Origin of the sequence: Cedecea colo (genome assembly GCF_011808225.1) — a bacterium.
GTDB lineage: Bacteria > Pseudomonadota > Gammaproteobacteria > Enterobacterales > Enterobacteriaceae > Dryocola > Dryocola colo.
Map to the genome: position 1 here is coordinate 638,107 of NZ_SOYS01000001.1, position 26,437 is coordinate 664,543.

Here is a 26,437-nt window from a genome sequence, read left to right on the forward strand (position 1 = left end):
TACAAAAAAATGCGATCTAAATCACAAAATTGGTTGTGTGGCCCGATTGATGGTTTTATGATCGCCTTCTCTTCCTTGTCTCTTAAACAACGCGAAACTATTTTATGACACTAAGCACGGTCCCACGCCGTACAGCGTGGCTGCGGGTCGTTACTCTTGCCGTCGCGGCATTTATCTTTAACACCACGGAATTTGTGCCTGTCGGGCTGCTGTCGGATATTGCAGGCAGCTTCGGCATGGAAACGGCGCAGGTTGGCATCATGCTCACCATCTACGCCTGGGTCGTGGCATTACTGTCGCTGCCGTTTATGCTGCTGACAAGCCAGGTAGAGCGCCGCAGATTGTTAATCGGCATCTTCCTGTTATTTATCGGCAGCCACGTGCTTTCATTCCTCGCCTGGAACTTTACCGTGCTGGTCATCAGCCGCATCGGCATCGCCTTTGCCCACGCTATTTTCTGGTCGATCACGGCATCGCTGGCTATTCGTATGGCTCCGGCGGGTAAAAAAGCGCAGGCGCTAAGCCTGCTTGCAACCGGCACCGCGCTGGCGATGGTATTAGGGTTACCGCTGGGCCGGATCGTTGGGCAATATTTTGGCTGGCGCACCACCTTCTTTGCGATTGGCGTTGTGGCGGCTATGACGCTGTTCTGCCTGATGAAACTGTTGCCGAAGCTGCCAAGCGAACATTCCGGTTCGCTTAGCAGCGTGCCGGAACTGTTCCGCCGCCCGGCGTTAGTAAGCATCTATGTGCTGACAGCGGTGGTTGTAACAGCGCACTACACCGCGTATAGCTACATCGAACCCTTTGTGCAGAACGTTGCCGGCCTGAGCGCCAACTTTGCGACGCTTCTGCTGCTGATATTGGGCGGGACCGGTATTCTCGGCAGCATTCTGTTCGGCAAACTGGGTAATAAATATGCTTCGTCGCTGATTAGCGGGGCGATAGCGCTGCTGGTGCTGTGCCTTGCGCTGCTGCTGCCCGCTTCCACCAGCAACGTTAATCTGACCGTGCTGAGCATGTTCTGGGGTATCGCAATGATGGTGATCGGGCTTGGCATGCAGGTAAAAGTGCTGGCGCTGGCGCCGGATGCCACGGACGTGGCGATGTCGCTCTTCTCAGGGATTTTCAATATCGGGATTGGTGCCGGAGCGCTGCTGGGAAATCAGATCAGCCTGCATTTTTCTATGTCCAGCATTGGCCTGGTGGGCGCGGTCCCGGCGCTGGCAGCGTTAATCTGGTCGGTGCTGATTTTCCGCCGCTGGCCAGTGGCGCTTGAAGAGCAGCCGCACCACGGTTAATGCCCTGGCGGGATGGCACACGGCTTACCCGTTCCGCAACTTTCATTCGCTACGAGAGTGAAAGTTGCCCCGCCCGGTGCAGGAAGCACCACACCCAACCGGCCGGCCTCTTCTTCGCTGATGCCCGTCAGTGATGCCATCTCAGGCATTCCTTCCGCTTCAGTGATAACCTCAGGTAGCCCTTCTTTTATCCTGTCGCCAAAAAGCAGCATCGCTAAGGCTCCGTGCTGGCGGGATGACCACTGTAAACCATGGATCTGCGGCCAGGGTCGGTGCTGTCCGCAACGGCTTACGGCTCAGACCTCCTTTTCCAAATCCAGCAGCTCTTCGAGCGTCAGCACGTTGTTTTGAATAACGTCAATTGCCTTATTAAGCCCTTGATTATAAAAAAGCGGCGCAATTTTCTTAACCAGTTCATCCAGCAAGAACTCGGCTTCAAACTGCCCCAGCTGGAGGTCGTGCTTGTCTTCCATATAATCGACGATGTGGGCAACAACGCTCTGGTATTCCTCGTCAGGTAGCTTTACGTTTTTCATTGCGTATCCTTAGTTTGGCCATTCCGTAATAATTTCCACCACGCCATTAATAATGAACTGCACGCCCATACACACCAGCAGGAACCCCATCAGGCGCGAAATAGCTTCGATCCCGCTTTTACCAACAAGCCGCATAATGGCTCCGGAACTGCGCAAACTGCCCCACAGAATCACGCTGACCAGCCCAAAAATCAGCGGCGGTGCCACCAGTACAACCCAGGAAGGAAAATCCACGCCGTGTTTGAGCGTGGAGGCGGAGCTGATGATCATCGCAATTGTCCCCGGACCTGCGGTGCTTGGCATTGCCAGGGGCACAAATGCAATGTTCGCTTCTGGCTCTTCGCTTAGCTCTTCCGATTTGATCTTCGACTCGGGAGAAACATGCGCTTTGTGCTGGGGGAACAGCATACGGAAGCCGATTAAGCCAACGATCAGCCCCCCGGCAATACGCAGCCCCGGTATCGAAATCCCGAAGGTATTCATTACCACCTGGCCTGCATAATACGCCACCATCATGATGATAAATACATTCATGGAGGCTATCAGAGCCGTGCGGTTGCGGGCTTTACTGTTCATATTTCCGGCAAGGCCAAGGAACAGCGCAACCGTGGTCAGCGGGTTTGCCAGCGGCAGTAAAACTACCAGCCCAAGCCCAATGGCCTTTATTAAATCCATCATTTTTATGTCCTGGTTTCAGAGTCAACAAGCCAGCCAAGTATACGCATCAAAAACATTAACTTTTCTTAAATGTTGCGTTCCGACACCGGTTCTTAGCTATCAACTGAACCGTTTTAGCTATTCGTGGCATCCTGCGCCCGCTGCCGAATCATCACGTTGACTTATACTTGCTCGAGAAATAATATCTCGCGTGATTAATCTACTTGCCTGGGCAACTATAGTGAAAAGCACAAGCGATCTGTTTAACGAAATGATCCCGTTAGGGCGGCTGATTCACTTGGTTAACCAACATAAGGACCGCCTGCTCAACAACTATCTTTCACCGCTGGACATCACGTCGACGCAATTTAAGGTGCTCTGTTCTATCTATTGCGAAGCGTGTATTACGCCGGTGGAGCTGAAAAAAGTGCTGTCGGTAGACCTCGGCGCACTTACCCGCATGCTCGATCGTTTGCTTTGCAAAGGGTGGATTGAGCGCTTGCCGAACCCAAATGATAAACGCGGTGTTCTGGTCAGGCTTACGCCTGAGGGGAAACGGTTGTGCAAGGAGTGCTATAGCCTTGTGGGGCAAGATCTGCACCAAGAACTGACAAAAAACCTGACGGCAGATGAAGTCGATGTGCTTTATCACCTGCTAAAAAAGGTATTGCCGTAAACCTGAAAAGAGGTGAGACGATGTCCAGACGCAACAACGATGCGATAACAGTACACAGCATTTTGGACTGGATAGAAGAGAACCTGGAAACCCCGCTCTCGCTTGAGAAGGTTTCCCAGCGTTCTGGCTACTCAAAGTGGCACCTGCAACGGATGTTCAAAAAAGAAACCGGTCATTCATTAGGCCAGTACATCCGCAATCGCAAACTGACCGAGATTGCTCTGAAGCTGAAAGACAGCAACGAGCCGATTCTCTATTTAGCTGAACGTTATGGGTTTGAGTCGCAGCAGACGCTTACCCGCACGTTCAAAAATTACTTCTCCGTGCCGCCGCATAAATATCGCGTTACGCATCTGACCGGCGACGGGAAGTATCTCCACCCGCTCAATCATTAAGCAATAATTGCAGCATAACCGTCTGTGCAAACGGACGTAAACGAGGAATTCATGAAACGCTTTGTCTCCGCAGCTGTCGTGCTTCTGGCTCTGGCATCGGGCAACGTATGGGCGGAACAACCGGGCAACTTCAGCGCCACCCAGGCCAACCACGGTGGGATGATCATCCCTCCTTCTGACAGCCAGGGTGGCAGCAGCCACAACATGGGTGATAAGTCAGAGCAACTGGGCGCGCCCTATTACCACGGTAACGAGTAATTATCCGTGTCGGGTAGCGTCAATACTTACCCGACAGGCTAACTGACTACCGCCTTACGCATCCGCAGCCCGAATACGTTGATATACAAACCGGCCATGATCAGCGCCGCACCAACCAGTTGTGTGGTGCTTAACCTTTCGTCGAGCAGCAACGCGGCGCTGGCCATGCCGACTACCGGTACGAGTAACGAAAGCGGCGCCACACGCCAGGTTTCGTAACGCCCAAGCAAACTGCCCCAGATGCCGTAACCGATGATGGTGGCGACAAAAGCCAGGTAAACCAGCGACAAAATAGTGGTGAGATCGATTGCCGCCAGGCTTTGCAGCATTAAAGCCGGGCCATCCATCAGCAGGCTCGCAATAAAGAACGGAACCACCGGAATAAGCGCGCTCCATACCACCAGCGACATAACCGGCGGACGAGCCGCAAGCTGCATGATTTTTTTATTAAAGATATTGCCGCACGCCCAGCTAAACGCCGCGGCCAGCGTCAGCATAAAGCCCAGTAATGCCACGTGCTCTCCGCCAAGACTGCCTTCTATCAGGATTAACACGCCAACGACGGCCAGCGCGATGCCGGCGATTTGCTTCGTCTGCAACCTTTCCTGGAAAACAAAAACGCCGAGAATAATCGTGAAGAACGCCTGTGCCTGTAACACCAGAGAGGCAAGCCCGGCGGGCATTCCAAATTTAATCGCGCTGAATAAAAAGGCGAACTGCCCAAAACTTATCGTCAGGGCATAGGCTGCTAATAAGCGAAACGGGATTTTGGGGCGTGCGACAAATAACAGCGCGGGGAACGCTACCAGTAAAAAGCGCAGCCCTGCCAGCAGCAAGGGCGGCATATTGTGCAGCCCCATCTTAATCACTACAAAATTAACTCCCCACACCACGACTACCAGCATCGCCAGCAGTCCATCTTTACGTGTCATACCCGCCCCGGTCATATTGTATAAATTTGTTAAAACTTAAGCTTAAAACAGCCACATTAATAGATACAGATCGCAGAAAAGTGCAGCCATACAGATGTGCCGCCCGGTGCTCTTGTGACAAGTATGCCCTGTTGGCGAGGAGTGATATTGCCGGTAAACGCCTTCGATGCTGGTTATTGTGCTGACGATCGCCATCGCGCTGACGTATGTAAAACAATAATAAAAAGTAGGGCGGTAAAACCGCAGGTGGTGCCTGGCGGGTGAATAACCCGCCCCTGATTATGCAAGGTTCTTACGATACTGAATAAAGCCGGGCTTATCCGCGAGCTTGTCGTAAAGCATTTGCGCGGTAGCGTTGGTCTCATGGGTATGCCAGTAAACCCGCGAAGCGCCCTTCGCTTCTGCATGCTGGTAAACACCTTCAATCAGCGCCCGGCCAACGCCTTGTCCTCGCGCTTGTGGCGTAGTGAACAGATCTTCCAGATAGCAACGATCGCCGGATGACCAGGTGCCACGGTGATAAATCATGTGCACAATGCCGAGCAATTTTTGCTGCTCGTCGAATGCGCCCAGCGCGTACATCGGTTCATCCTCCGACAGCATGCGCTGCCATGTCAGCAGGTTTAATGCGTCACTAAGCTGAGTATCGTAAAACGTCAGATAACCCTGCCACAGCGCAAGCCATGCGGAATAATCGCTCTTAACCAGCGGGCGAACGCTAAGCATAATTTTACGACCGTTGTTATCGGCAGCCAGTTTTTCACGCAGGCTGGACAGGCTTTGCCTCTGTTTACCCTGCGGCTGGTTCTCGTCGCAAAGCCAGGCTTCGAAAGCGGCTTTCAGCAACGGCCATTCGCTGTCGATGACAGAAAACCAGGCGGTATCACGGGTCCGGCCTTTATAAACCGCGGCCTGACGAAAAATGCCTTCAAAGCGGAACCCAAGCCGCAAAGCGGCATGCCGCGACGGCCCGTTCAGGCTGTCGCATTTCCATTCATAGCGACGATAGCCCAGCTCATCAAAGGCATACTTCATCAGCAAATAGTGCGCCTCCGTTGCCTGTACGGTGCGTTTGAGTTCGGGCGCAAAAGCGACAAATCCCACTTCTGCCACGCCGTTCGCCGGGTCGATGCGCATCAGCGAAAGCGTGCCCGTCGCGCAATTTGTTTGCTGGTCGATTACCGCAAAGTGCAAAGGATCCGTACTTGCGGCAGCGCTAGCCACAAATTCAGCAAACTGTTGCTCGCGGGCGAAGGGTCCCACGCTCATATATGTCCAGTCGCGGCCGTCTTCTGCTTTGCTCCAGGCTTCCCATAGCGTTTTCGTGTGTGTCGGTGGCGCCAGCGGTTCAAGGCGACAATAACGTCCTGCGAGCACCACGCGCTGAGGATGCGGACGAGGCTGCCAGCCAGATAAAGCGGCGCCGGTCGGCTGCAGATATTCATTTGTTGTACCAGTCAAAGCCGATCTCCGGGAGGGATAAAGAATAAGTGCCTTACTATAGGCCATTAATTGAGGCGGCTAAAAGTCCGGGGCACCGATATTTTTGCGCAGCCATTAAATCGCCACCAGTCCCCGAACCCCATCCGATTCCATGTTTTCTCCGGCTCCCCGCTGAATAATCGATCCGCGTGACATTACCAGATAGCTGTCCGCCAGCTCAGCGGCAAAATCATAGAATTGTTCGACCAGCAAAATCGCCATGTCGCCTTTTGCGGCCAGCTGCTTAATAACCTGACCGATCTCTTTAATCACCGAAGGCTGAATGCCTTCGGTGGGCTCGTCCAGAATTAAGAGCTGCGGCCTGCACGCCAGCGCGCGGCCAATTGCCAGCTGCTGCTGCTGCCCGCCAGAAAGGTCGCCGCCACGACGCTGCTTCATCTCTTTAAGTACCGGGAAAAGCTGATAAATCTCTTCCGGCACCTGTTTTGCGTCACGGCCTGCAAAACGCGCAAGCCCCATCAGTAGATTTTCTTCAACGGTGAGACGTGGAAAAATCTCTCTTCCTTGCGGCACATAGGCTATTCCGGCCCGCACGCGCTGGTGCGGTTTACGCGTGGTGATATTGTCCTGCTGCCAGCTTACGCTGCCGGACTTCGCCGGAATAAGCCCCATCAGGCATTTCAGCAGCGTGCTTTTCCCAACGCCGTTACGTCCCAGCAGGCAGGTAATCTCGCCAATCCTGGCTTCAAACGAGACGCCGCGCAGGATATGGCTGCCGCCGTAATATTGGTTTAGTTCGTGGACCTGTAGCATGTGGTTTTCTCCTTCGCTTGCGCTTGCCCTCTCCCCAAAGGAAAGAGAGAATTGAACCGTTTCTCTCGTCCCTGGGGTAAAAGGGAGCTGGACCATTTTTCCTCCTTTCCCAGAAGATGAGGAGAATACGGCCCGTTTTCCCCCCTCTGCCTTTCAGGGAGAGGGCCGGGGTGAGGGTAAAATTTTAACGTCCCAGATAGACTTCAATAACCTGCTCGTTAGCCTGCACTTCCCGCAGCGAACCTTCCGCCAGCACCTGGCCCTGATGCAGCACCGTAACGCGATCGGCGATGGTTTCCACAAAACCCATATCGTGCTCCACCACCATCAGGGAGTGCTTGCCCGCAAGCGTGCGGAACAGTTCGGCGGTGTATTCGGTTTCCGCATCGGTCATGCCTGCCGCTGGTTCATCCAGCAGCAGTAAATGCGGCTCCTGCACCAGCAACATACCTATTTCCAGAAACTGTTTTTGCCCGTGCGACAACAGTCCAGCCTGCCGATGGCGTTCCGCGCCAAGGCGCAATGTGATAAGCATTTCATCGATGCGGTCGCGTTGCTCAGCATTAAGTTTGGCCCGCAGGCTCGCCCATACCGATTTATCCGCCTTTTGTGCAATTTCAAGATTTTCAAACACCGTCAGCGCCTCAAAAACGGTAGGCTTCTGGAATTTTCGCCCTATGCCCTTACGGGCGATATCGGCTGGCGCCAGGCGCAGCAAATCCGTGGACTGATCGTAAAACGCCCTGCCGGTTTGCGGTGTGGTTTTTCCTGTAATTACGTCCATCAGCGTGGTTTTACCCGCGCCGTTCGGGCCAATCACGCAGCGCAACTCCCCCACGCCGATATTGAGTGAAAGATCCGTCAGCGCTTTAAAGCCATCGAAACTGACGTTGATATTTTCAAGCATCAATACCGGATCGGTCCGGTCGCGATATTTATCGGTCAGGTGTTGACGGGTAAACAGCGGTTCGCCAGGTTGCATTATTTCTCTCCTTTGCGCAGCAGGCCAATCACGCCGCGCGGCAGGAACAGCGTCACGATAATAAAAATCAGACCAAGGAAAAGCTGCCAGTATTCCGGTACGGCCATGGTGAAATAGCTTTTTGCACCGTTCACAAGACCGGCGCCGAGGATTGGGCCGATCAACGTGCCGCGTCCGCCAAGCGCGACCCAAATGGCGGCTTCAATAGAGTTGGTCGGCGACATTTCACCTGGATTAATAATCCCTACCTGCGGGACATAAAGCGCGCCCGCCAGCCCGCAAAGCACGGCAGATAATGTCCAGACTAGCAATTTGAAACCACGCGGATCGTAGCCGCAGAACACGAGACGGTTTTCAGCATCGCGCACGGCGGTTAGCACGCGGCCAAACTTACTGCGCGCAAGTGCAAAACCAACGGCAAGGCTGGCTAGCAGGAGTAAAACGGTGGCGATAAATAGCCCGATACGCGTACTCGTTGCCGTGATGGATACGCCCAGAACGGTGGTAAATCCGGTAAAGCCGTTATTGCCGCCAAAGCCGGTTTCGTTACGGAAAAACAGCAGCATGCCGGCGTAGGTCAATGCCTGGGTCATAATCGAGAAATAGACGCCTTTGATCTTTGAGCGGAAGGCAAAAAAACCAAACACCAGCGCCAGCAGCCCCGGCACCAGCACAACCAGCGCCATTGCCCAGGCAAAATGCTGCGTGCCCCACCAGAACCAGGGTAATTCGCTCCAGGAAAGGAAAGACATAAATTCCGGTAGCCCGTCCCCTGCGGCCTGACGCATCAGATACATGCCCATCGCGTAACCGCCCAGGGCAAAGAAAATGCCGTGTCCGAGGGAGAGCAGCCCCGCATACCCCCACACCAAATCCAGCGCCACGGCGACGGTCGCGTAGCAAAGTATTTTGCCGACCAGCGTCAGCGTGTAGGTGGACAAAGCCCAGGGATGACCGGCTGGCAGCAGCGTCAAAAACGGTAGCGTCAGCATCACAACAAGCAATAAAGTACCCAGCGCCGCGCTCAAACGTGGCGCTTTGCGGGTAAGGGTTAACGTCAGCGGCTGGCTCATCAGTCAACGATCCTCCCTTTCAGCGCAAACAGGCCCTGCGGACGCTTCTGAATAAACAGAATAATCGTCACAAGGATTAAGATTTTGCCCAGCACCGCGCCGATTTGCGGCTCCAGTATTTTGTTGAAGATGCCCAGCCCAAACGCGGCGGCCACGCTGCCGGCAAGCTGGCCCACACCGCCAAGAACCACCACCAGGAACGAATCGATGATGTAGCCCTGACCAAGCTCCGGGCCAACGTTCCCGAGCTGCGAGAGCGCCACGCCGCCCAGGCCAGCAATGCCGGAGCCGAGGCCAAACGCCAGCATATCCACGCGCCCGGTTGGCACGCCGCAGCAGGCCGCCATCGCACGGTTTTGCGTAACGGCCCGCACGTTCATGCCCAGACGCGTTTTGTTCAGCAGCAGCCAGGTAAACAGCAGCACCAGCATCACAAAACCCAGCACTACCAGCCGGTTCCACGGCAGGATAAGATTCGGCAGTACCTGCACGCCGCCGGAAAGCCACGCGGGGTTAGCTACTTCCATGTTTTGTGCGCCAAACACCATACGCACAATCTGGATAAGCATCAGGCTAATGCCCCAGGTTGCCAGCAGCGTTTCCAGCGGTCGGCCATAAAGATGGCGAATAACCGTGCGTTCAAGCGCCATGCCGATACCCGCGGTGACAGCAAAGGCTACCGGCAGGGCAACAAGCGGATAAAAGGTTAACCAGGCCGGGGCATATTGTTGAAAAGCGGTCTGCACCAGCCACGCGGAGTAAGCACCGAGCATTAGCATTTCGCCGTGCGCCATATTGATAACGCCCAGCAAACCATAGGTGATCGCCAGGCCAAGCGCGGCGAGTAACAGAATCGATCCTAAAGAAAGCCCCATAAACGCCTGGCCGAGGATGTCGCCCAGCATCAGCCGGTGGCGGATTTTTTGCAGTCCTTCGCCTGCCGCCTCGCGTACCTGCACGTCAGGTTCGTTTTGCGCATCTGCCAGCGGTTTCAGCAGCGCCTGGGTATCCGGATCGGCGGAATGCCCAAGAAGTTCGACGGCGCTAAGACGCACTTTCCTGTCCGGGCTTGCAAGCTGGAGACGAGCCAGAGCGTCCTTAAGAACCGTGCGCACTTTATCGTCCTGTTCAGATTTAATCCTCTGAGAAATAACAGGAAGCATCTGAGGTGCGGCGTCATGCTGTAAGGCTTTTGCTGCCAGTAAGCGAATTGTGACGTTGTCACTTAAAAGGCGATGGCTTGCCAGCGCGCTACCCGTCAGAATACGCAGACGGTTAGTGAGGCGAAGTTTTTTTACCTCACCGACCGGCTCTCTGGCTTCGCCAAGCGGAGTAAGCTTTGTCTCTGTTTGCGCGAACGCGTGATGTTGCTCATCGGTGACCAGGTTTTCCTGAGTAAGCGCGTTGAGCAACGGGAGGCGGGCCACGTCAGGTGCTGCCGCCCAGCTTTGCAGCAGCTTCGCCTGCTCCACTCGGTTCGCCGCCGCAAAAACTTCGGCCTCTCCGGCGCGAGCGAAACACGGCAGTAGCCAGGCTACGATCAGCAGCCATTTTATGAGCTTCATGGACGTCTCCTTAAAGTTGGTTTCCCCTTCCCCTGACGCTCTCCCCAAAGGAGAGAAGGAAAGATCGGGCACCAGTTTCCCCCACCGGGGAGAGAAATTTAGATACCGTTTCCCCTTCTTCCTTCCAGGGAGAGGGCCGGGGTGAAAATATGAAACTAGTTGCTGGCCGTCTTCACCGGCTCGGCAGATTTCTTATCGTTCCCGGCAATAAACGGGCTCCACGGCTGGGCACGAACCGGACCTTCGGTCTGCCACACCACGTTGAACTGGCCGTTGCCCTCGATCTCGCCAATCATTACCGGCTTGTGCAGATGGTGGTTGGTGGCATCCATGGTCAGCGTGAAGCCAGAAGGTGCTTTAAAGGTTTGTCCTGCCATGGCCGCCCGTACTTTATCCACGTCGGTGGTGCCCGCTTTTTCAACGGCCTGCGCCCACATATGGATACCAACGTAGGTGGCCTCCATCGGATCGTTAGTCACCACCGTGTCGGCGTTCGGCAGCTTGTGCGCTTTGGCGTAAGCCTTCCATTCCGCAACGAACTGCTTGTTGGTTGGGTTATCCACGGACTCGAAGTAGTTCCAGGCAGCCAGATTGCCAACCAGCGGTTTGGTGTCGATGCCGCGCAGCTCTTCTTCACCTACGGAGAACGCCACCACCGGCACATCAGTTGCCTTCAGGCCCTGGTTTGCCAGCTCTTTATAGAACGGCACGTTGGAATCGCCGTTGATGGTGGAGATCACCGCGGTTTTACCACCGGCGGAGAATTTCTTGATGTTGGAAACGATGGTCTGGTAATCGCTGTAGCCAAACGGGGTATAGACCTCCTGAATATCTTTATCCTGTACGCCTTTGGAATGCAGGAAAGCGCGCAGGATCTTGTTCGTGGTGCGCGGATAAACGTAGTCGGTCCCCAGCAGGAAATAGCGTTTCGCCGCCCCGCCATCCTCGCTCATCAGGTATTCCACCGCAGGGATCGCCTGCTGGTTTGGCGCAGCGCCGGTGTAAAATACGTTTGGCGACATCTCTTCGCCTTCATACTGCACCGGATAGAACAGCAGTCCGTTCAGCTCTTCAAACACCGGCAGCACGGATTTACGCGATACGGATGTCCAGCAGCCAAACACCACCGCCGCCTTATCCTGGCTCAGTAGCTGACGCGCTTTCTCAGCAAAAAGCGGCCAGTTTGACGCCGGATCGACAACGACCGGTTCGAGCTGTTTCCCCAGCACGCCGCCTTTGGCGTTGATATCGGCAATGGTCATCAGCGCCACGTCTTTAAGCGGCGTTTCAGAAATAGCCATCGTGCCGGAGAGCGAATGCATAATGCCCACTTTGATGGTATCGGCAGCCTGCGCGCTAAAAGCCAACCCCATGCTGATAACCGACGCGGAAAGCGCAAAAGCTTTAATAAAGGTGCGACGTTGCATAATTGTTACTCCTGAAAAGTTAAAGACGCTGTGTGTTTCGTGCAAGGTGGAGCATATGAAGCGTTATCAAACGAACCTCTTTCTGACTTACGGCTATATGGTCATGTAGACGGGATTGCGCCTCCTGAAGCTGTCGGTTCAAAATGGCGAGCAGGATCTGCCCATGCTCGTGATAGGTGGCGCTCACGCGTGGCCGCTGGGTAAAATCCAGCCGCCGCACAATACGTATTTTTTCGGTGATATCCCGGTGCACCCGCGCCATTTCCGGGTTTCCTGCCGCCTCAACCAGCGTTGTATGAAACGCCTCGTCATGGTTCGCCACGTCCGTACCGTCCGGGAGCTGCGGCGAATCAATCCACAACTGTTTCAGCATCTGTAACGGCAACGGCCATACTTCCTGCGGCAGCGCGCACAGCCGTTTCACCGCCTCCAGCTCAAGCACAATGCGTAAATCGTAAAGCGATTCGAGATAGTCAAAATCCACCGCTTTAATCTGCCAGCCGCTGCGGGGCTGCACCTCGACATAACCTTCCTGTTCCAGCGCGTACAGCGCCTGGCGAACCGGCGTGCGGCTGGCGGCCATACGTACCGCAACGTCGTTTTCGCTGAAGCGGTCGCCGGGTAATAGCTGGAAATCGAAGATTTCCTGTTTCAGAAGCCGGTATACACGCTCGGCTATGCCTTCTGGCTTTTTAGTAGTTTTCATTTTTTCCCGCGCGGACGGCGCCGCGCTTATTCGCCCTACAGAACGCTGAATTTACATACAGGGTGGATAAGCCAGGCGCGATCCGCCTTCAGGCCAATATTCACACCGCGTCCAGCCAAAGCAGCGCATCTCCGGGCCCAACCGGACGTCCCTGCTGGCAGCTGATGCGGATAACGGTGCCGTCACAGGGTGCGGAAACCATCAGCTCCATTTTCATCGCTTCCACTACGATCAGCGGTTCACCCTGCTTCACCGTCTGGCCCGCTTCGACGAGGATCTTCCAGATATTGCCGTTCAGATCCGCGCTCACCAGCCGTCCTTCCCGATCTGCACAAGCTTCCTGCTCTGCGAGCATGTCACTTTCAACTGCCACGCTTTCCTGCTCTTTCCAGTGGGCGACTTCGCTGTTAAAGGCGTTTTTTTGGCGTTCGCGGAAACCGGCGATGTCGTCAGCGTTCTGCGTAAGAAATGCGTTGTAGGCGGCGAAATCAAACTCCACTTCTTCGACGCGCACCTGCGCGTGTCCTTCACGAAATGCCGTGCGGAAGGTAGCCAGTTCGTCTTCTGTAACCGGATAGAAACGCACCTGGTCGAAGAATTTCAGCAGCCATGGCTCATCGCTGAACTGTTCATTTTTCAGGAACTTGTTCCAGATAGGCAGCGTGCGTCCGACCAGTTGATAACCGCCGGGGGAATCCATGCCGTAGATGCACATATACATGCCGCCGATCCCAACGGTGCCTTCGGCAGTCCAGGTACGCGCCGGATTGTATTTCGAACTGAGTAAACGGTGGCGTGGATCGAGCGGCACCGCGCAAGGCGCGCCGAGGTAAACATCGCCCAGGCCCAGCACCAGATAGCTGGCATCGAAGATTATCTTCTTCACTTCGTCACGGTGCGCCAGTCCGTTGGTGCGCTGGATAAAATCGACGTTATTCGGCAGCCACGGCGCGTCGGCGCACACGGTTTCTTTGTAACGTTCCACCGCCGCAAGCGTAGCGCTGTCTTCAAAAGCCATCGGCAAGTGCACAATGCGCGACGGAATTTTCAGCTTCGTCACATCGCCAAGCTGTTTCTCAAGGCTCAGCAACAGCGTGAGAAGCTGAGACTGGGAAATATGCTGGCTGTCGTAGCGCACCTGAAGCGAGCGCACGCCGGGAGAAAGTTCTGCTATGCCGTTCACATTGCTTTGTCTGATGGCTTTCATCAGCAGATGAACGCGCAGGCGCAACGCCAGATCCAGCACGTTATCGCCGTACTCGATCAGCACGTAGTTATCGCCCGCCTGGCGATAAACCACCGCTGGCAAATCACTTTCGCAGGCAAGCTCCGCCAGAATGGCCGCGCTGGACGTTGTGGCTGGCGTTATCGAAGGATGCAAATCAGGCAAGGTAGCTACGTGCAATAGATTGTTCACGGCCACGTGCTGGGCTATCTCCAGCGACTGCGCGTGTTCGAAAGCGATCGCGTGGAAGCGGATGCGATCGCCAGGCTTCACCTGCCCGACTTTCCACAGCTCTGCTTTTGCGATGGTGACCGGGCAGACAAATCCGCCCAGGCTTGGGCCGTCACGCGTCAGAATAACCGGGAAATCGCCGGTGAAATTCACCGCGCCGATGGCGTATTCGCAATCGTGAACGTTGGAAGGATGCAGCCCGGCTTCACCGCCGTCAGCACGCGTCCATTCCGGTTTCGGGCCGACCAGGCGCACGCCGAGGCGGTTCGAGTTGTAGTGAACCTGCCATTCAGCGTCAAAGAAGGCCTGCATAGATTCCGGAGTGAAGAAATCAGGCGCGCCGTGAGGCCCGTACAGCACGCCAATTTCCCACAGATCGCCATATTGCGGAATAACCGCAGGCTCCGGCATCTGCGGCAGCGAAATCGGCGCAGGCGTGGTGCAGGCGGGTAAACAAGGCTGGGATATTGCCAGCACGTCTGCAACTCGTAAGGTGCGTCCGGCGTGCCCGCCAAACTGTCCCAGCGCAAAAGTGGAACGGCTGCCGAGATAAACCGGCACGTCAAAACCGTTGCGCACGGCGAGATAGGTGCGGCATCCGGAAGTCGCGCGGCCAAGTTTCAGCGTCTGGCCTGCTTTAACAATAATCGGTTGCCAGTAAGGAACCTCCGCATCGTCGAGGGTTGCCGGACACGGCGCGCCCGTCAGCGAAATCGTTGCCGCGCTGTGAAAACGTAGTGTCGGCCCCTGAAGCGTGAACTCCAGGCCGGCGGCAGAAGGATGGTTGCCGACAATGCGGTTCGCCAGGCGGAAAGCGTAATCGTCCATCGGCCCGGACGGCGGTACGCCTATATCCCAGTAACCGAGACGGCCCGGGCTGTCCTGCACGCTGCTCCACGTGCCCGGCTCCAGCACTTCGACGGCGTGAGCCTGATACACGACGCTGTCCAGCAGGCGCGTCCACATCACGCCTGCTTTAAATTCAGCCAGTTGCACAATCTGACGCAGGTAATCGAGGTTGGTGGCGATGCCGTGCAAACGCGTGGCTGCAAGCGCGGCGTTCAGTTTACTTAACGCCTGCTGACGATCGTCGCCATAAACGATCGCTTTGGCGATCATCGGATCGTAAAATGCGCTCACTTCGCTACCGGTACTGACCCAGCCGTCCACGCGCACATCGTCCGGGAAAGCGACATCGGTCAGCACGCCCGGACATGGCTGGAAGTTTTTCAGCGCATCTTCGGCATAGATTCGCACTTCGATGGCTGCGCCTTTTGGCGGTTGCGTAAGCCGTTGCCAGTCGAGCGGCACGCCTGCGGCGACCTTCAGCATGCATTCAATCAGGTCAAGCCCGGTGACCATTTCCGTAACCGGGTGTTCCACCTGCAAACGGGTATTCACTTCGAGGAAATAGAACGCGTCACGAGCGGCATCGTAGATGAATTCCACGGTGCCAGCGCTGCGGTAATTGACCGATTCGCCAAGGGCAACCGCGGCTGCGTGTATCGCTTTGCGCGTGGACTGCGGCAGGTTTGGCGCAGGCGTTTCCTCAACGACTTTTTGATTGCGGCGCTGCAAAGAGCAATCCCGTTCGCCCAGCGCCACCACCTTACCTTTACCGTCGCCAAAGATCTGCACTTCGAGATGGCGGGCGCGGTCAACAAAACGTTCGATAAACACGCCATCGTCGCTGAAAAACTGCTGTCCCATGCGTTTTACGCTTGACCATGCGTCAAGCAGCGAGCTTTCATCATCACAGCGCGTAAGCCCTATTCCCCCTCCGCCTGCGGTGGTTTTCAGCATCACCGGATAACCAATTTCAGCGGCGGCAAGCTGCGCTTCCTGCAAGGTGAGCAACAAACCGGTGCCCGGCGTCATCGGCACGTCGGCCTTAAACGCCAGTTCGCGTGCGCGGTGTTTAAGGCCGAAATCACGGATCTGATCGGCGGTAGGGCCGATGAAAAAGATGCCTGTGTCTTCGCAAGCCTGGGCAAATTCAGCGCGTTCGGAAAGAAAACCGTAGCCGGGAAAAATCGCCTGCGCGCCGCTCTCTTTTGCAGCGGCCAGAATCTTTGCGATATCCAGATAGCTGTCCACCGCTTTTTCGCCGCCCAGCGCAATGGCGATATCTGCGTCTTTTACGTGCTGTGCATTGGCGTCGGGATCGGAATAGACCGCCACGCTGGTGATACCCATTTTCTTAAGGGTTTTGATCGTGCGAACGGCAATCTCGCCGCGGTTGGCAATTAACACTGAGCTAAACATATTCTCTCCTCAGGCGCTGTGGTGACGGGCAAGCCAGGCTTTCCAGCCGCCCCACGCGGTAATGTCCGTCGCGTCAGCAAGCGCTGACGCTTCACAAATAAACCCTTTCACGCTTTTACCGTCCTCGAGCGACAGCGTGCCAATCCCAAGGGGAGCCGGAACTTCAGCGACAAATTCGCCAAAGCGCGCCAGCGGAATATCCCAGAGCTCAACGGCTATCGGCTGTCCCTGATGGCTTCTGGCAAGACCTGGCTTGGCAGGCTGCGTATCCGCCAGCGCATACAGCCGGTAGCAGGCAGCAGTACGTGATTCTTCGATAAAGACCGCGTTTCGCGTGGTGAGCTGGTAGTTAAGCGGCATGCCACGCAGATGCGCGCCGACCACGGCGACACGCACATGATTTGACGAGAGTTTTTCTGCACCAGATGCGGGGAGTAATTTGTTCGTTGCGCCTAACGGCAGATTGACAGCAGCCTGCCAGGCCATACCGAAGCGGCTCAGAGCCTGGTCGTGCCAGGCCGGGGCAATCAGCGTGATACCCGCCGGCAAGCCGTCATCGCGAAAATCGCCCGGCAGCGCCAGAGCACAAAGATCGGCAAGATTGGTGAAGTTAGTGTAGGTGCCAAACTGCGAGTTAAACCGCACCGGCTCCTGCGCCATTTCTGCGATGGTATGAATGGTCGGGGATGTCGGCACCACCAGCGCATCGAACTCAGCAAGCTGCGCGTTAATCTTCTGCGCCAGTTCGGCACGCGTATATTCCGCCTGCCAGGCATCGCAGGCCGTGTAATGCAGGCCACTTGCCACAATGCTGCGCACCGTTGGGTCCATCGCTTCAGGCTGATTTTTGAAGATTTCACCCACGGCTACGGTGCGTTCGGCTACCCATGCGCCGTAGTAAAGTTGTTCTGCCAGTTGATTAAACGCAGAGAAATCAATCGCTATCAGTTCAGCGCCCTGCTGTTCCAGGCGTGCCAGCGTGCTGGCAAATGCGGCTTCGCTCTGGCTATCAGCAAAAAATTCCAGTTTGTTTGGGATCGCAAAACGCGGTTTTTCGCTAAAGCGTGCGGGAGCAGTTTTTGGATTCTGACGAGAGTAAGGATCTTGCGGATCGTAACCGCCCGCCGCCTCTGCCACGGCCTGCGCATCGGCAACGGTTAAGGCGAACACGGAAACACAGTCATTCAGCCGACAGGCTGGCACCACGCCTTTGGTGGAAAACCAGCCCTTCGTTGGTTTCAGGCCGATAATATTGTTAAATCCGGCAGGCACCCGGCCGGAGCCTGCCGTATCGGTACCCAGAGCAAAACAGACCAGACCACGCGCTACCACAGACGCCGAGCCGGAGCTGGAACCGCCGCTGACGTAATGCGGATTAAACGCATTTTTTACCGCCCCAAACGGAGAACGGGTGCCCACCAGCCCGGTAGCAAACTGGTCAAGGTTTGTCTTTCCAATCACCACCGCGCCTGCGGCTTTTAAACGAGCGACAACGGTAGCGTCGTGTTCTGGCATGAAGGTAAAGGCGGGACAGGCGGCGCTGGTCGGCATGCCTGCCACATCAATATTATCTTTTACCGCAAAAGGCACGCCTAATAACGGAAAATCGCTGACTTGTTTTTCGCCAGATTCGATTGCATGAAGAACGGTATTTAATTGTGAGAGAATTTCATCATTATTCGCAATATATATCCAGGCGTTATCTTCGTGGGATAAATTAGCTTCCAGCTGCTGATAGGCAGCCACAAGCCGTTGCGGCTGCTGACGATAGTTTAAAACCCACTCGGACAAAGTTGATACTGGCATAAACTGGCATCCCATCTGGTATACAAGATGGAATCAATAAAGCAATTACAATGCCAGTTATTTAATGTGTTTTATTATCAAGCTGTTAAAATAGATATTTGTTTTCCTTATGGTATATTTGCACCGTTATGGCGCGTAATATTTGATTATATTTCTGTGATGGTGCAATTAACGAATGGCGCAGAGTTATCTGCCCGGCCAATAAAATAATCCCGCCATTGCTGACGGGATTTATTTAAGCCTTACCGCTGCGGCGGGCGGACACCGTGGCTAACGCTGCCCAGTCGAGATGTTCATCGCCGTGCGCCAGCGCATCAAGATAATTATCGCGTAATACGCCCGCAATCCCCATCGGCACATGTTTACTTTCCGCCGCCTGCTGGGCCAGACGCACATCTTTCAGCCCCAGCTTCATGGTAAACCCGGCCGGGGTATAACGATTTTCCACAATCATCGCGCCGTAGTTTTTATAGGCAGGTGCGGCAAACAGCGTGCTGGTTAACATGCCGAGGAAATCAGCAGGGGTTACGTCATAAGCCCCGACCAGCGCCGCCGATTCCCCCATTGCTTCAATGGCGCTCGCCAGCATGAAATTTGCGGCAAGCTTAACGGCTGCGGCCTGCTCAGGCTTATCGCCAAAACGCCAGGTTTTACTGCCCAGCACGGCAAAAATCGGCTGCACTTCATCCAGCAGCTCGCTGTTGCCTGCGGTGAGAATATTCAGGTTTCCGGCGGCGGCAACGTCAACGCGTCCCAGCACCGGCGCCGACACGTAGCGGCAACTGCGGGCGCTGGTTTTAGCCGCCATCTCTTCGGTAAAAGCCACCGAAACCGTCGCCATATTGATCCAGACAGCGCCCTGCGGTAGTGCGGCAAGCGCGCCCTGCCCGATAACCACGTCGCGGCTGATATCATCGTCGGCCAGCATGGAAATAAGCACTTCGCAATCGGTAAAGTCTGCCGGAGATGCGCAAACGCGTGCGCCCTGCGCTTTCAGGGCTTCGGCTGGCGCTGCGGAACGGTTCCACACCGCGACTGCATAACCTGCTTTAAGGGGTCCGCTTGGAAAACGGAAAATATCCCACGTTAAGCCTGTTTTTTAAGCAGGCTTATGTTGTTGCACTCATGCCGATTATCGCGGCCTGCAAGGGTTCAAACCATTTCTCCGTAAGCTGTGCAGATAGGCCGGCTGACCGCCGGAAATCATCTTTATTCATCGGTTTATTTCCTGGGGAGGGTTAGTATTTTCGTGTGTTAATAAACTGCCGAAAATATGTAGTGAATTTTTAATTCATCCAGCCGGTGCCCGGCCTGATAACCTTCGATATACGTGTTCAGGCCATGCATCGATCACAGTTGTTTAAGTCGAAAACCTTTATCTTTAACAGAATTTATCGCTTTTACATGCGTAAAATTAAGGGGATTTAACTGTTCATGCGCAGGAATGGGGCGTAAACGCTTACTTTCATCAGGCAGTATTTGTGAAAGAAATATCTCATGATAATTTACCCAATAGGATAAATCTTAAAACAATCTAGCAAAATGCTTCCGGGTGAACCATGGGCTGTGCCAATTTTTTCGGGCGGATAACTGTCGGCCTGACGACTGCTTTTGTAATATTTTGCTCTGTGCCAGCCGCCTTCGCCCTGTCCAGTGGCTGCGCCGCAGTAAATGCCCTGTCGGGATCTTCCAGCCTTTCCTTCAGCCCAAACAGCTACCCGGCGTCTGACTTTGCGGCCGGTGATGCCCTGACACTGAGTTTTACCGACAGCGGTGCGGCATACGGCGGGAACGCGTCGATCGCCGACAGCGTAAGCATCGCGCGTTACAACCTCAGCAGTTTCCAGACCTATAATGCCGCCGACGACGCCACCAGTAGCAACGCTCAGACGGTCACCATCACCGTACCGTCAGGCAGCCTGGAGGCTAACGGCGTCGCCCTGCGGGCCAAGACGTCGAACGGCCAGATTAGCAATCTGGTGTTCAACTGCACCAGCGCATCGGTGGCCTCCGGCGATGCCACCCTTTCCGGCCTCTCGCTTTCGTCAGGCACGCTCTCACCGTCGTTCAGCGCCTCAACCAGCAGTTACAGCGCCTCTGTCGCCAGCAGCGTTTCATCCGTCACGGTAACGCCCGTTGTCACTGAGAGCCACGCCACCGTCACCGTGGACGGCACCGCCGTGACATCCGGCTCGGCGTCCCAGACCGTCAGCCTGGCATCCGGCAGCACGACCAGTATTTCCGTCGTCGTCACGGCGCAGGACGGTACGACCCGGGCGTATACGCTCAGCGTCACCCGTGCGGAAGCCGTCCCGGTTTCGTCAGGCAGCACCGCCACCGTTGCCGCTAACAGTACGAACAACGTCATTTCGCTCTCCCTGAGTGGCGGAGCGGCAACGTCAGTGACGCTTGTCTCCACTCCGGCTCACGGCAGCGCCGTGATCAGTGGAACCACGGTTATTTATACGCCCGCGGCCGGTTATTCCGGCAGCGACAGTTTTATCTGGAATGCGTCTAACAGCGGAGGCACCTCTGCCGATGCCACCGTGTCTCTGACCGTCACTCCTCCGGTTCTGGCGATTACTCCGGCATCAGGCGCACTCACCGCTGCCACCGTGGGGAGCGCCTGGTCACAGAGTCTGACGGTCTCCGGCGGCACCTCGCCCTGGACCTGGTCCGTCACCGCACTGCCCGCCGGGATAACCCTCGACGCAACTACTGGCACGCTGTCCGGAACACCCTCTGCCGCAGGCAGCTACAGCTTCCAGGTAACCGCAACGGATGCTAACGGTGCTACCGGCAGCGCCAGCTATACGCTGGTCGTGAGCGCCGCCTCGCCGGTGGCCAGCGACAGCACTGCTACCGTGGTTGCCAACAGCAGCAACAATCCAGTCACGCTCAGTCTCTCCGGCGGGACGGCCAGCTCGGTCAGCATCGTGAGCCCGCCGGCTCACGGCAGCCTGGCCGTCTCGGGTGTGACGGTGTCCTACACCCCGGCCACTGGTTATGCGGGCAGCGACGGTTTTACTTATACTGCCACCAACGGTAGCGGCACCTCCGCCAGCGCCCGCGTGTCGCTTACCGTGACGCCGGTGCTGCTGACGCTGTCACCCGGCAGTGGCGCACTGCCTGCGGCCACGGCGGGCAGTAGCTGGAGCCAGACGCTGGGAGCCTCGGGCGGCAGCGCACCCTATACATTCAGTGCCACCACCCTGCCCGCCGGTCTCACGCTGAACACGGCAACGGGTGTGCTGGCCGGAACGCCGTCTGCGGCGGGCAGTTACAGCTTCCAGGTCACCGCCGCTGACAGCCAGGGCAGCAGCGGCACGGCCAGCTACTCGCTGGCCGTCAGCGCCGCCGCACCTGCCGCTCTGCAGCTCCAGCCCGCGGGCGGCGCCCTGCCTGAGGGGAAAGCCGGGCAGGCATACTCTCAGGCCCTCAGCGTCACGGGCGGCACCGCGCCCTATCGCTGGCAGCTGAGCGGCGCCCTGCCGCGTGGACTGACTTTTACCGACGGCGAGCTTTCGGGAACCCCTCTGGTCAGCGGAAGAAGTACATTCAGCGTTCTGGTGACCGATGCCACCGGCAAAGCTCTGCAGGCGGCATATTCGCTGGAAACTGGCGCGGAGGCACCGTCCGCGGCTGACCACGCCGCCACGGTTGCCGCCGGGCAGTCGGTCACTGTCAGCCTGACCGGCGGGGCGACCGGCGGTCCGTTCACCGGCGCCCGGCTGCAGGAGCAGCCGGACAGCAGTCTGGGTAAGGCAGCAGTCCAGGCTTCCGGTGCCGACTATCAGCTGCTGTTCACCGCCGCCGCGCAGGCCAGCGGAACCCTCACGCTCCGATATGTTCTGACCAGCGCCGCCGGCTCAACGTCACCGGCCCGGGTAACCCTGACTATTACCGCGCGCCCCGACCCTTCGAAGGATGCTGACGTCATCGGACTGGTGAGCGCGCAGTATCAGGCCGCACAGAATTTTTCCCGCGCGCAGCTGCGTAACTTCAGCGACCGCCTGGAGCAGCTGCATCGCGGGGATGACCTGCCTTCTGACATGACCGGCGTCCACTTTTCCATGCCTTCCTCCGGGCCTGAGCGCGACGCTGATCGGAATATGTGGACAACGGCCTGGCAGCAGAAAAAATCGGGCCTGAATGACCTACAGGGCCGGCCTGACGCTCCCGAACTGCCTTTCGCCGCCGGACAGCAGGCGCGACGGCTGTCGTACTGGACCGGGGGCTATGTTGATTTTGGCGGCGACAAGGCGGACGGGGTGCGCTTCAGTCACACCACCGTGGGCGTCACCACCGGGGCCGACTTCCGCTTTACCGGAACCTTTACCGGCGGAGCGGGCATTGGCTTCGGCCGCGACGTCAGCGACATTGGTGACAACGGCACCCGCACGAACGGGCGCGCGCTCAGCGCCGCCCTTTACGGCAGCTATCACCCGGGTTCCTTCTTTGTAGACGGTTTGCTGGGACACGGCTCGCTGAACTTTGACAGCCGACGTGCAGTAACCGATTCCGACGCTGTGGCCCGCGGTTCCCGATCGGGGCGTCAGGTCTTTACGTCGCTGACCTCGGGTTATGAATTTCGTGCGCCCGACAGCCTGGTTTCACCCTACGGCCGTCTGCAGTACACCCGCACGTGGCTGGCGGGATTCAGCGAGTCGGGAGCCGGTGCGTACAGTCTTGCCTACGCACCACAGGCGGTTGCGCAGGTCGTGACGTCCGCCGGACTGCGTGGCGAACGCACTGTGCCGGCCCGCTGGGGCGTTTTGCGCCTGCAGGGGCGCATTGAGTATGCGCAGACGCTCAGCGACACCGGCACCGCGCGGGTCGGTTATGCGGATACCGCTGACGACACCTGGCGCGTGGCGCTGACGGAGGCGAGCCGGCAGGCGATGACGGTCGGCACCGGCATTGATTTTCTTCTGCCGTACAACATCACACCGGGCATTGCCTATCAGGGCACGCTGGGGCTGGACGCCCGGCGTACCCGCGAACAGATGGTGATGATCCGGGTCAATATCGGTTTGTGACGACCGGACAAGCAGGCTCCCACCGGTCCTGCATCACGCAATTTCATCACTTCCAGAGGGAGTTCAGTAAGATGGTGCCGGAAAAAGACAGCAATGACGGAGAAAACCGTAAGCCAGATATTACCGCTTATATTCCGCATAAAGACAGTAATGGCAGAACTCCAGAGGAGAGGCTGGCCAGATTACAAAACAGTGATGAGATGATAAGGCTCAGTAAAGCGGAGAGAGACGCGGAAGAACGCAAAAAGGCTGACGAAAGAGAGACTGCCGACAGGCGATCCGCGCTACTGAATGCTGTCCGGGTCAGTACGCCAGATCTGAGTACGAAACTGTTTGAGGAAATGAAGGAGCTGGCCTCACGAGACAGAAATTTCTCCAGCCGGGATGCCATTGCCCTGATGAATGCAACGGGCGTGACCCTGAACCCCCTGCACGATTTTTACGACCTGAATACCGCGCAGCGAAATGACCTGCTGGATCGTATCGGGTTTTACCGGGGGGTGGTCATTGACCAGAACTCGGCGAATACCGTGGAGTCCGGGTTTCGCGAAGTCCTGAAGCGTCCTGACGATCTGTCGCCCGTGGCTGATGAGGACCGTGAGAGCGTTCCCGCCACGCTGTTTTACCGCCGACCTAACCTCTCAGGTTATTTTGAAAATAACCATACCAGCAATGAATCCGTCCATCAGATGCAGAAAAACGGGGTGACCAATCTCAGCTTATCGCTGAATGTCGCGATGGGTGCGATTAAAAGCGCTGCGGTTGGATCCGAGTACGGATCGGCGAGCCAGAGTCGTGTCACCAGCGGGGGAATAAACAGGACGCAGTACACGACGGCCAGTTTTTATCTGCCCATGATCGAATTATCCTTCGATGATTCAGAAGTGTGTGCCAGCCACGCATTTATCAGGGCCTGCCGGGCCGCCCTGAGAATGTCTGTTCCAGACTCATCGGAGTCGGCCAAAGACGAGGTGCTGACAGGAACAGACGCAGACCTGATGGATCGGAAGGCCGACGAGGCGTTGGAAGCTCGGTTCAGACGGCTGAAAAAGGTTCTCGATACGTTCGGTCATTTTGTGCCGGTAAATACCCGGGTGGGGGGGCGCCTGTATGCGACCGAGGAGAAGCAGCTTACGACGGAAGAACAGACCACCGACCTGACCGAGCGTTTTGCGGTAGCTGTCAAAGCCAGTTTCTCTCACCCGGTTGCCAGCGGCGACGCGGGTTTCAAATATGAAAAGTCTGCCCAGATGTCCGCCTCAGATGAAACGGCAATGGAAGCTCAGCGCATTATTTTTCAGGCGGTCGGAGGGGAGGGCTCTACGGTTCAGAATGCCAGCCTGTGGGCGGATTCTCTGGCGGATTATCGCCGCTGGTCTGCCATTCAGCGTGAAAATTTAGTACCCACCGTCAGCCTGCTGCCGGATGCGCTCAGAGATGAGGCATGGAGCGTGCTTGAAAAATTTTCGCGCGCCAGTGATAAACGTTCTCTGCTGAATGAAGAGGATGCCTCGTTTTTATTCTTTGGAGAATATGCAAAAAGAGCGGGTTCAAAAGCGCGGGAGATTTATTTTGGTATTCAGAGTCTTGCCAAGCCAGCCGCGGTATCGCTGGGGCTGACTCCCCCGCGGCAGGGGGATGCAGCCCTGCTGTCTCACCCTTCCCTCAGTCAGGTGCAGATGTGGCATCTGACAGCAGAAGGGCAAATCATCAGCTACCTCAAGGTAAAACCCGGGGCGACAGGCCGGCGAGAAGATATTGCTTTTGCCCTAACCGCCGGCCCGTTAAAGAAAGATTCAGGCTATGAAGTCCTGGTAAAAAAAGCAGGCTCCTCACCCCTTCAGCAGTGGCAATGCACAGAAGCGGGTGAGATTATCAATACCGCTTTATCGGATACTGAAAACCGGTTTGTTCTGACGGCAGACAGCAGTGAAAAACTGATCCTGACAAAACAGAAGCCGGGGTCGGATCTGACGCAACTGTGGACCCTGCAGGAGTTCTCGGAAAAAGAGGTCACTGCCGCCAGGCCGCCGGTTATCGCTGAAAGCAGGGTCCGGTTTACAGGTAGGGACAAGATGCTGGCGCTATCAGTTCTGGAGGGGGCAAACCAGAAAGAGCTGATAGACGGGAAACGTTATACTGTCTGTGGGCAACCCTACAGAGGTGAGCTGCATCAGCTGTGGCAAAAAGACGCAGTGGGAAATATTATCTCCTGTCTGAAAACTGCAACAGGAAAGGATATCTATCTGTCTTCGACGGATATTGCCGAGTCCCCTTATCTTACCGCCACGACATATGATGCGTTGCTGACCCAGCGCTGGAAAAATGATGTCAACCATCATCTGATGCCTGCGAGCGGGCCGCTTGCAGACAAGATGATGTCACTGAGCCTTCCGTTTGACCAAAGCCAGCCCGTGTTCCTTTCCGAACAGAAACCTGATACCCATACCGCGTGGGAAATAGAGGAAATTTCAGAAAACCAGGTCGTCAGTGACGCGGGATATTACATGCTGACCGGTCAGGCATTTGCAGGGAAAGAGGAAGTGTTCACGGTGGACTCAAGGGAGTTGGTCATTAACGGGTACATACGTGAAATCAGCCTCTACGCTGTAGATCGGAAAATGTTTAACGTGGGAGGATTGGGGTTTGGCGAGGGCTGGGCCTTACAGATGCGGTTAAAAACGCAGAGGGCGGCCGGAGGGGAAGAAAATATTCAACACCTGGGCGCCCCCGACAACGATAATCAGCTGTTTAAGGACCTGTCACCGGTGTACGTTGAGACCGCCATGGTTTACCTGCCCGACTGGCCCATATACTCGCTGCGCCTGTCCATCCGCCCGGGCGTGAAAAACGTCCTCTGCTTTGAATATAAATCGCGGAAAGAAAGCGACTGGATCGGTGCACACTCCGATACCAGCACCCTCAGACTGTGGAAGCCGGGCTATGTGTCGGTAGGCAAAGAAATAATGAGGAGCAGTGGGTCTGCCATCGTCGGTCTTGGACTTGATTATAACGAGACTGAGGCGCGCATTGCGCCAAAGCTGCTGCTGAAGAAATAGTTTCCGTAGTGACAGCCCCAGGGCTGTCACTGACTTTTTCAGTCAAGA

The 26,437-nt window shown here is 56.2% G+C and carries 20 protein-coding genes and 1 pseudogene; 7 read left to right on the top strand and 14 right to left on the bottom strand.

What is annotated here, in order from left to right:
* Positions 1–104: 104 nt before the first annotated feature.
* Positions 105–1,301, top strand: coding sequence for a sugar transporter (locus tag E2L00_RS02905; protein ID WP_167606718.1), 1,197 nt, complete (start codon positions 105–107; stop codon positions 1,299–1,301).
* A gap of 296 nt (positions 1,302–1,597) precedes the next feature.
* On the opposite strand, the gene E2L00_RS02910 is transcribed toward E2L00_RS02905, so the two are convergent.
* Complete coding sequence (locus E2L00_RS02910) at positions 1,598–1,837, bottom strand: DUF2164 domain-containing protein (RefSeq protein WP_167606721.1); 240 nt, start codon at positions 1,835–1,837, stop codon at positions 1,598–1,600.
* Positions 1,838–1,846: 9 nt separating this feature from the next.
* Positions 1,847–2,515, bottom strand: coding sequence for a MarC family NAAT transporter (locus E2L00_RS02915; RefSeq protein WP_167606724.1), 669 nt, complete (start codon positions 2,513–2,515; stop codon positions 1,847–1,849).
* Positions 2,516–2,735: 220 nt separating this feature from the next.
* Here E2L00_RS02915 and marR point away from each other — a divergent pair, with 220 nt between their 5' ends.
* From marR to marB, 3 genes are read left to right on the top strand one after another with little or no spacing between them, the layout of a single operon-like run.
* Positions 2,736–3,170 (top strand): multiple antibiotic resistance transcriptional regulator MarR, encoded by a 435-nt coding sequence (marR, locus tag E2L00_RS02920; protein ID WP_167607542.1) that lies wholly within the window; start codon positions 2,736–2,738, stop codon positions 3,168–3,170.
* 20 nt (positions 3,171–3,190) lie between these two features.
* Positions 3,191–3,565: an MDR efflux pump AcrAB transcriptional activator MarA gene (marA, locus tag E2L00_RS02925; RefSeq protein ID WP_167606727.1), complete on the top strand. Its 375-nt coding sequence runs from the start codon at positions 3,191–3,193 to the stop codon at positions 3,563–3,565.
* Positions 3,566–3,616: 51 nt separating this feature from the next.
* A complete protein-coding gene (marB, locus tag E2L00_RS02930; RefSeq protein ID WP_167606730.1) occupies positions 3,617–3,823 on the top strand; it encodes a multiple antibiotic resistance regulatory protein MarB in 207 nt (68 codons plus the stop codon).
* A 38-nt stretch (positions 3,824–3,861) separates the two neighbouring features.
* Here the strand turns inward: marB and eamA are convergent, their stop codons facing one another.
* The 11 genes and pseudogenes from eamA to atzF all read right to left on the bottom strand — a co-directional run bounded on the left by eamA (position 3,862) and on the right by atzF (position 18,291).
* A complete protein-coding gene (gene eamA, locus E2L00_RS02935) occupies positions 3,862–4,755 on the bottom strand; it encodes an O-acetylserine/cysteine exporter (protein WP_167606733.1) in 894 nt (297 codons plus the stop codon).
* Positions 4,756–5,034: 279 nt separating this feature from the next.
* On the bottom strand, positions 5,035–5,481 hold the full coding sequence (locus E2L00_RS21515) for a GNAT family N-acetyltransferase (RefSeq protein ID WP_338031889.1): 447 nt from the start codon (positions 5,479–5,481) through the stop codon (positions 5,035–5,037).
* A 33-nt stretch (positions 5,482–5,514) separates the two neighbouring features.
* A pseudogene (locus E2L00_RS21520) lies at positions 5,515–6,264 on the bottom strand (GNAT family N-acetyltransferase); the annotation flags it as partial.
* Between the two features lie 48 nt (positions 6,265–6,312).
* Positions 6,313–7,011, bottom strand: a complete 699-nt coding sequence (gene urtE, locus E2L00_RS02945) for an urea ABC transporter ATP-binding subunit UrtE (protein ID WP_167606739.1) — start codon at positions 7,009–7,011, stop codon at positions 6,313–6,315.
* A gap of 184 nt (positions 7,012–7,195) precedes the next feature.
* Entirely contained in the window at positions 7,196–7,993 is a 798-nt protein-coding gene (urtD, locus tag E2L00_RS02950) for an urea ABC transporter ATP-binding protein UrtD (protein WP_167606742.1), read from the bottom strand.
* Positions 7,993–9,066 (bottom strand): urea ABC transporter permease subunit UrtC, encoded by a 1,074-nt coding sequence (gene urtC, locus E2L00_RS02955; protein ID WP_167606745.1) that lies wholly within the window; start codon positions 9,064–9,066, stop codon positions 7,993–7,995. Before urtC ends, urtD begins: the two co-directional genes overlap by 1 nt.
* On the bottom strand, positions 9,066–10,631 hold the full coding sequence (urtB, locus tag E2L00_RS02960; protein ID WP_167606748.1) for an urea ABC transporter permease subunit UrtB: 1,566 nt from the start codon (positions 10,629–10,631) through the stop codon (positions 9,066–9,068). Before urtB ends, urtC begins: the two co-directional genes overlap by 1 nt.
* Positions 10,632–10,786: 155 nt before the next feature.
* Positions 10,787–12,058 (bottom strand): urea ABC transporter substrate-binding protein, encoded by a 1,272-nt coding sequence (urtA, locus tag E2L00_RS02965; RefSeq protein ID WP_167606751.1) that lies wholly within the window; start codon positions 12,056–12,058, stop codon positions 10,787–10,789.
* Between the two features lie 19 nt (positions 12,059–12,077).
* Positions 12,078–12,764 carry a GntR family transcriptional regulator gene (locus E2L00_RS02970; protein WP_167606754.1) on the bottom strand — a complete coding sequence of 229 codons (687 nt, stop codon included), beginning with the start codon at positions 12,762–12,764 and terminating at the stop codon, positions 12,078–12,080.
* A gap of 100 nt (positions 12,765–12,864) precedes the next feature.
* Positions 12,865–16,485 carry an urea carboxylase gene (gene uca / locus E2L00_RS02975; protein WP_167606757.1) on the bottom strand — a complete coding sequence of 1,207 codons (3,621 nt, stop codon included), beginning with the start codon at positions 16,483–16,485 and terminating at the stop codon, positions 12,865–12,867.
* Positions 16,486–16,494: 9 nt separating this feature from the next.
* Positions 16,495–18,291 carry an allophanate hydrolase gene (gene atzF, locus E2L00_RS02980; RefSeq protein WP_167606759.1) on the bottom strand — a complete coding sequence of 599 codons (1,797 nt, stop codon included), beginning with the start codon at positions 18,289–18,291 and terminating at the stop codon, positions 16,495–16,497.
* 27 nt (positions 18,292–18,318) lie between these two features.
* On the opposite strand from atzF, the gene E2L00_RS02985 reads away from it, so the two are divergent.
* Positions 18,319–18,501: a hypothetical protein gene (locus E2L00_RS02985; protein WP_167606762.1), complete on the top strand. Its 183-nt coding sequence runs from the start codon at positions 18,319–18,321 to the stop codon at positions 18,499–18,501.
* 25 nt (positions 18,502–18,526) lie between these two features.
* Here E2L00_RS02985 and E2L00_RS02990 read toward each other — a convergent pair whose 3' ends face one another.
* Positions 18,527–19,369 (bottom strand): NAD(P)-binding domain-containing protein, encoded by an 843-nt coding sequence (locus E2L00_RS02990; protein WP_167607545.1) that lies wholly within the window; start codon positions 19,367–19,369, stop codon positions 18,527–18,529.
* Positions 19,370–19,919: 550 nt separating this feature from the next.
* Between E2L00_RS02990 and E2L00_RS02995 the strand changes: the two genes are divergently transcribed.
* Both E2L00_RS02995 and E2L00_RS03000 read left to right on the top strand, forming a co-directional pair.
* Positions 19,920–23,330 (top strand): autotransporter domain-containing protein, encoded by a 3,411-nt coding sequence (locus E2L00_RS02995; protein WP_338031882.1) that lies wholly within the window; start codon positions 19,920–19,922, stop codon positions 23,328–23,330.
* A gap of 71 nt (positions 23,331–23,401) precedes the next feature.
* The gene (locus tag E2L00_RS03000; protein WP_167606769.1) at positions 23,402–26,389 is read left to right on the top strand and encodes an MAC/perforin domain-containing protein; all 2,988 of its coding nucleotides are present in this window, start codon (positions 23,402–23,404) and stop codon (positions 26,387–26,389) included.
* The last annotated feature ends 48 nt before the right edge of the window (positions 26,390–26,437 follow it).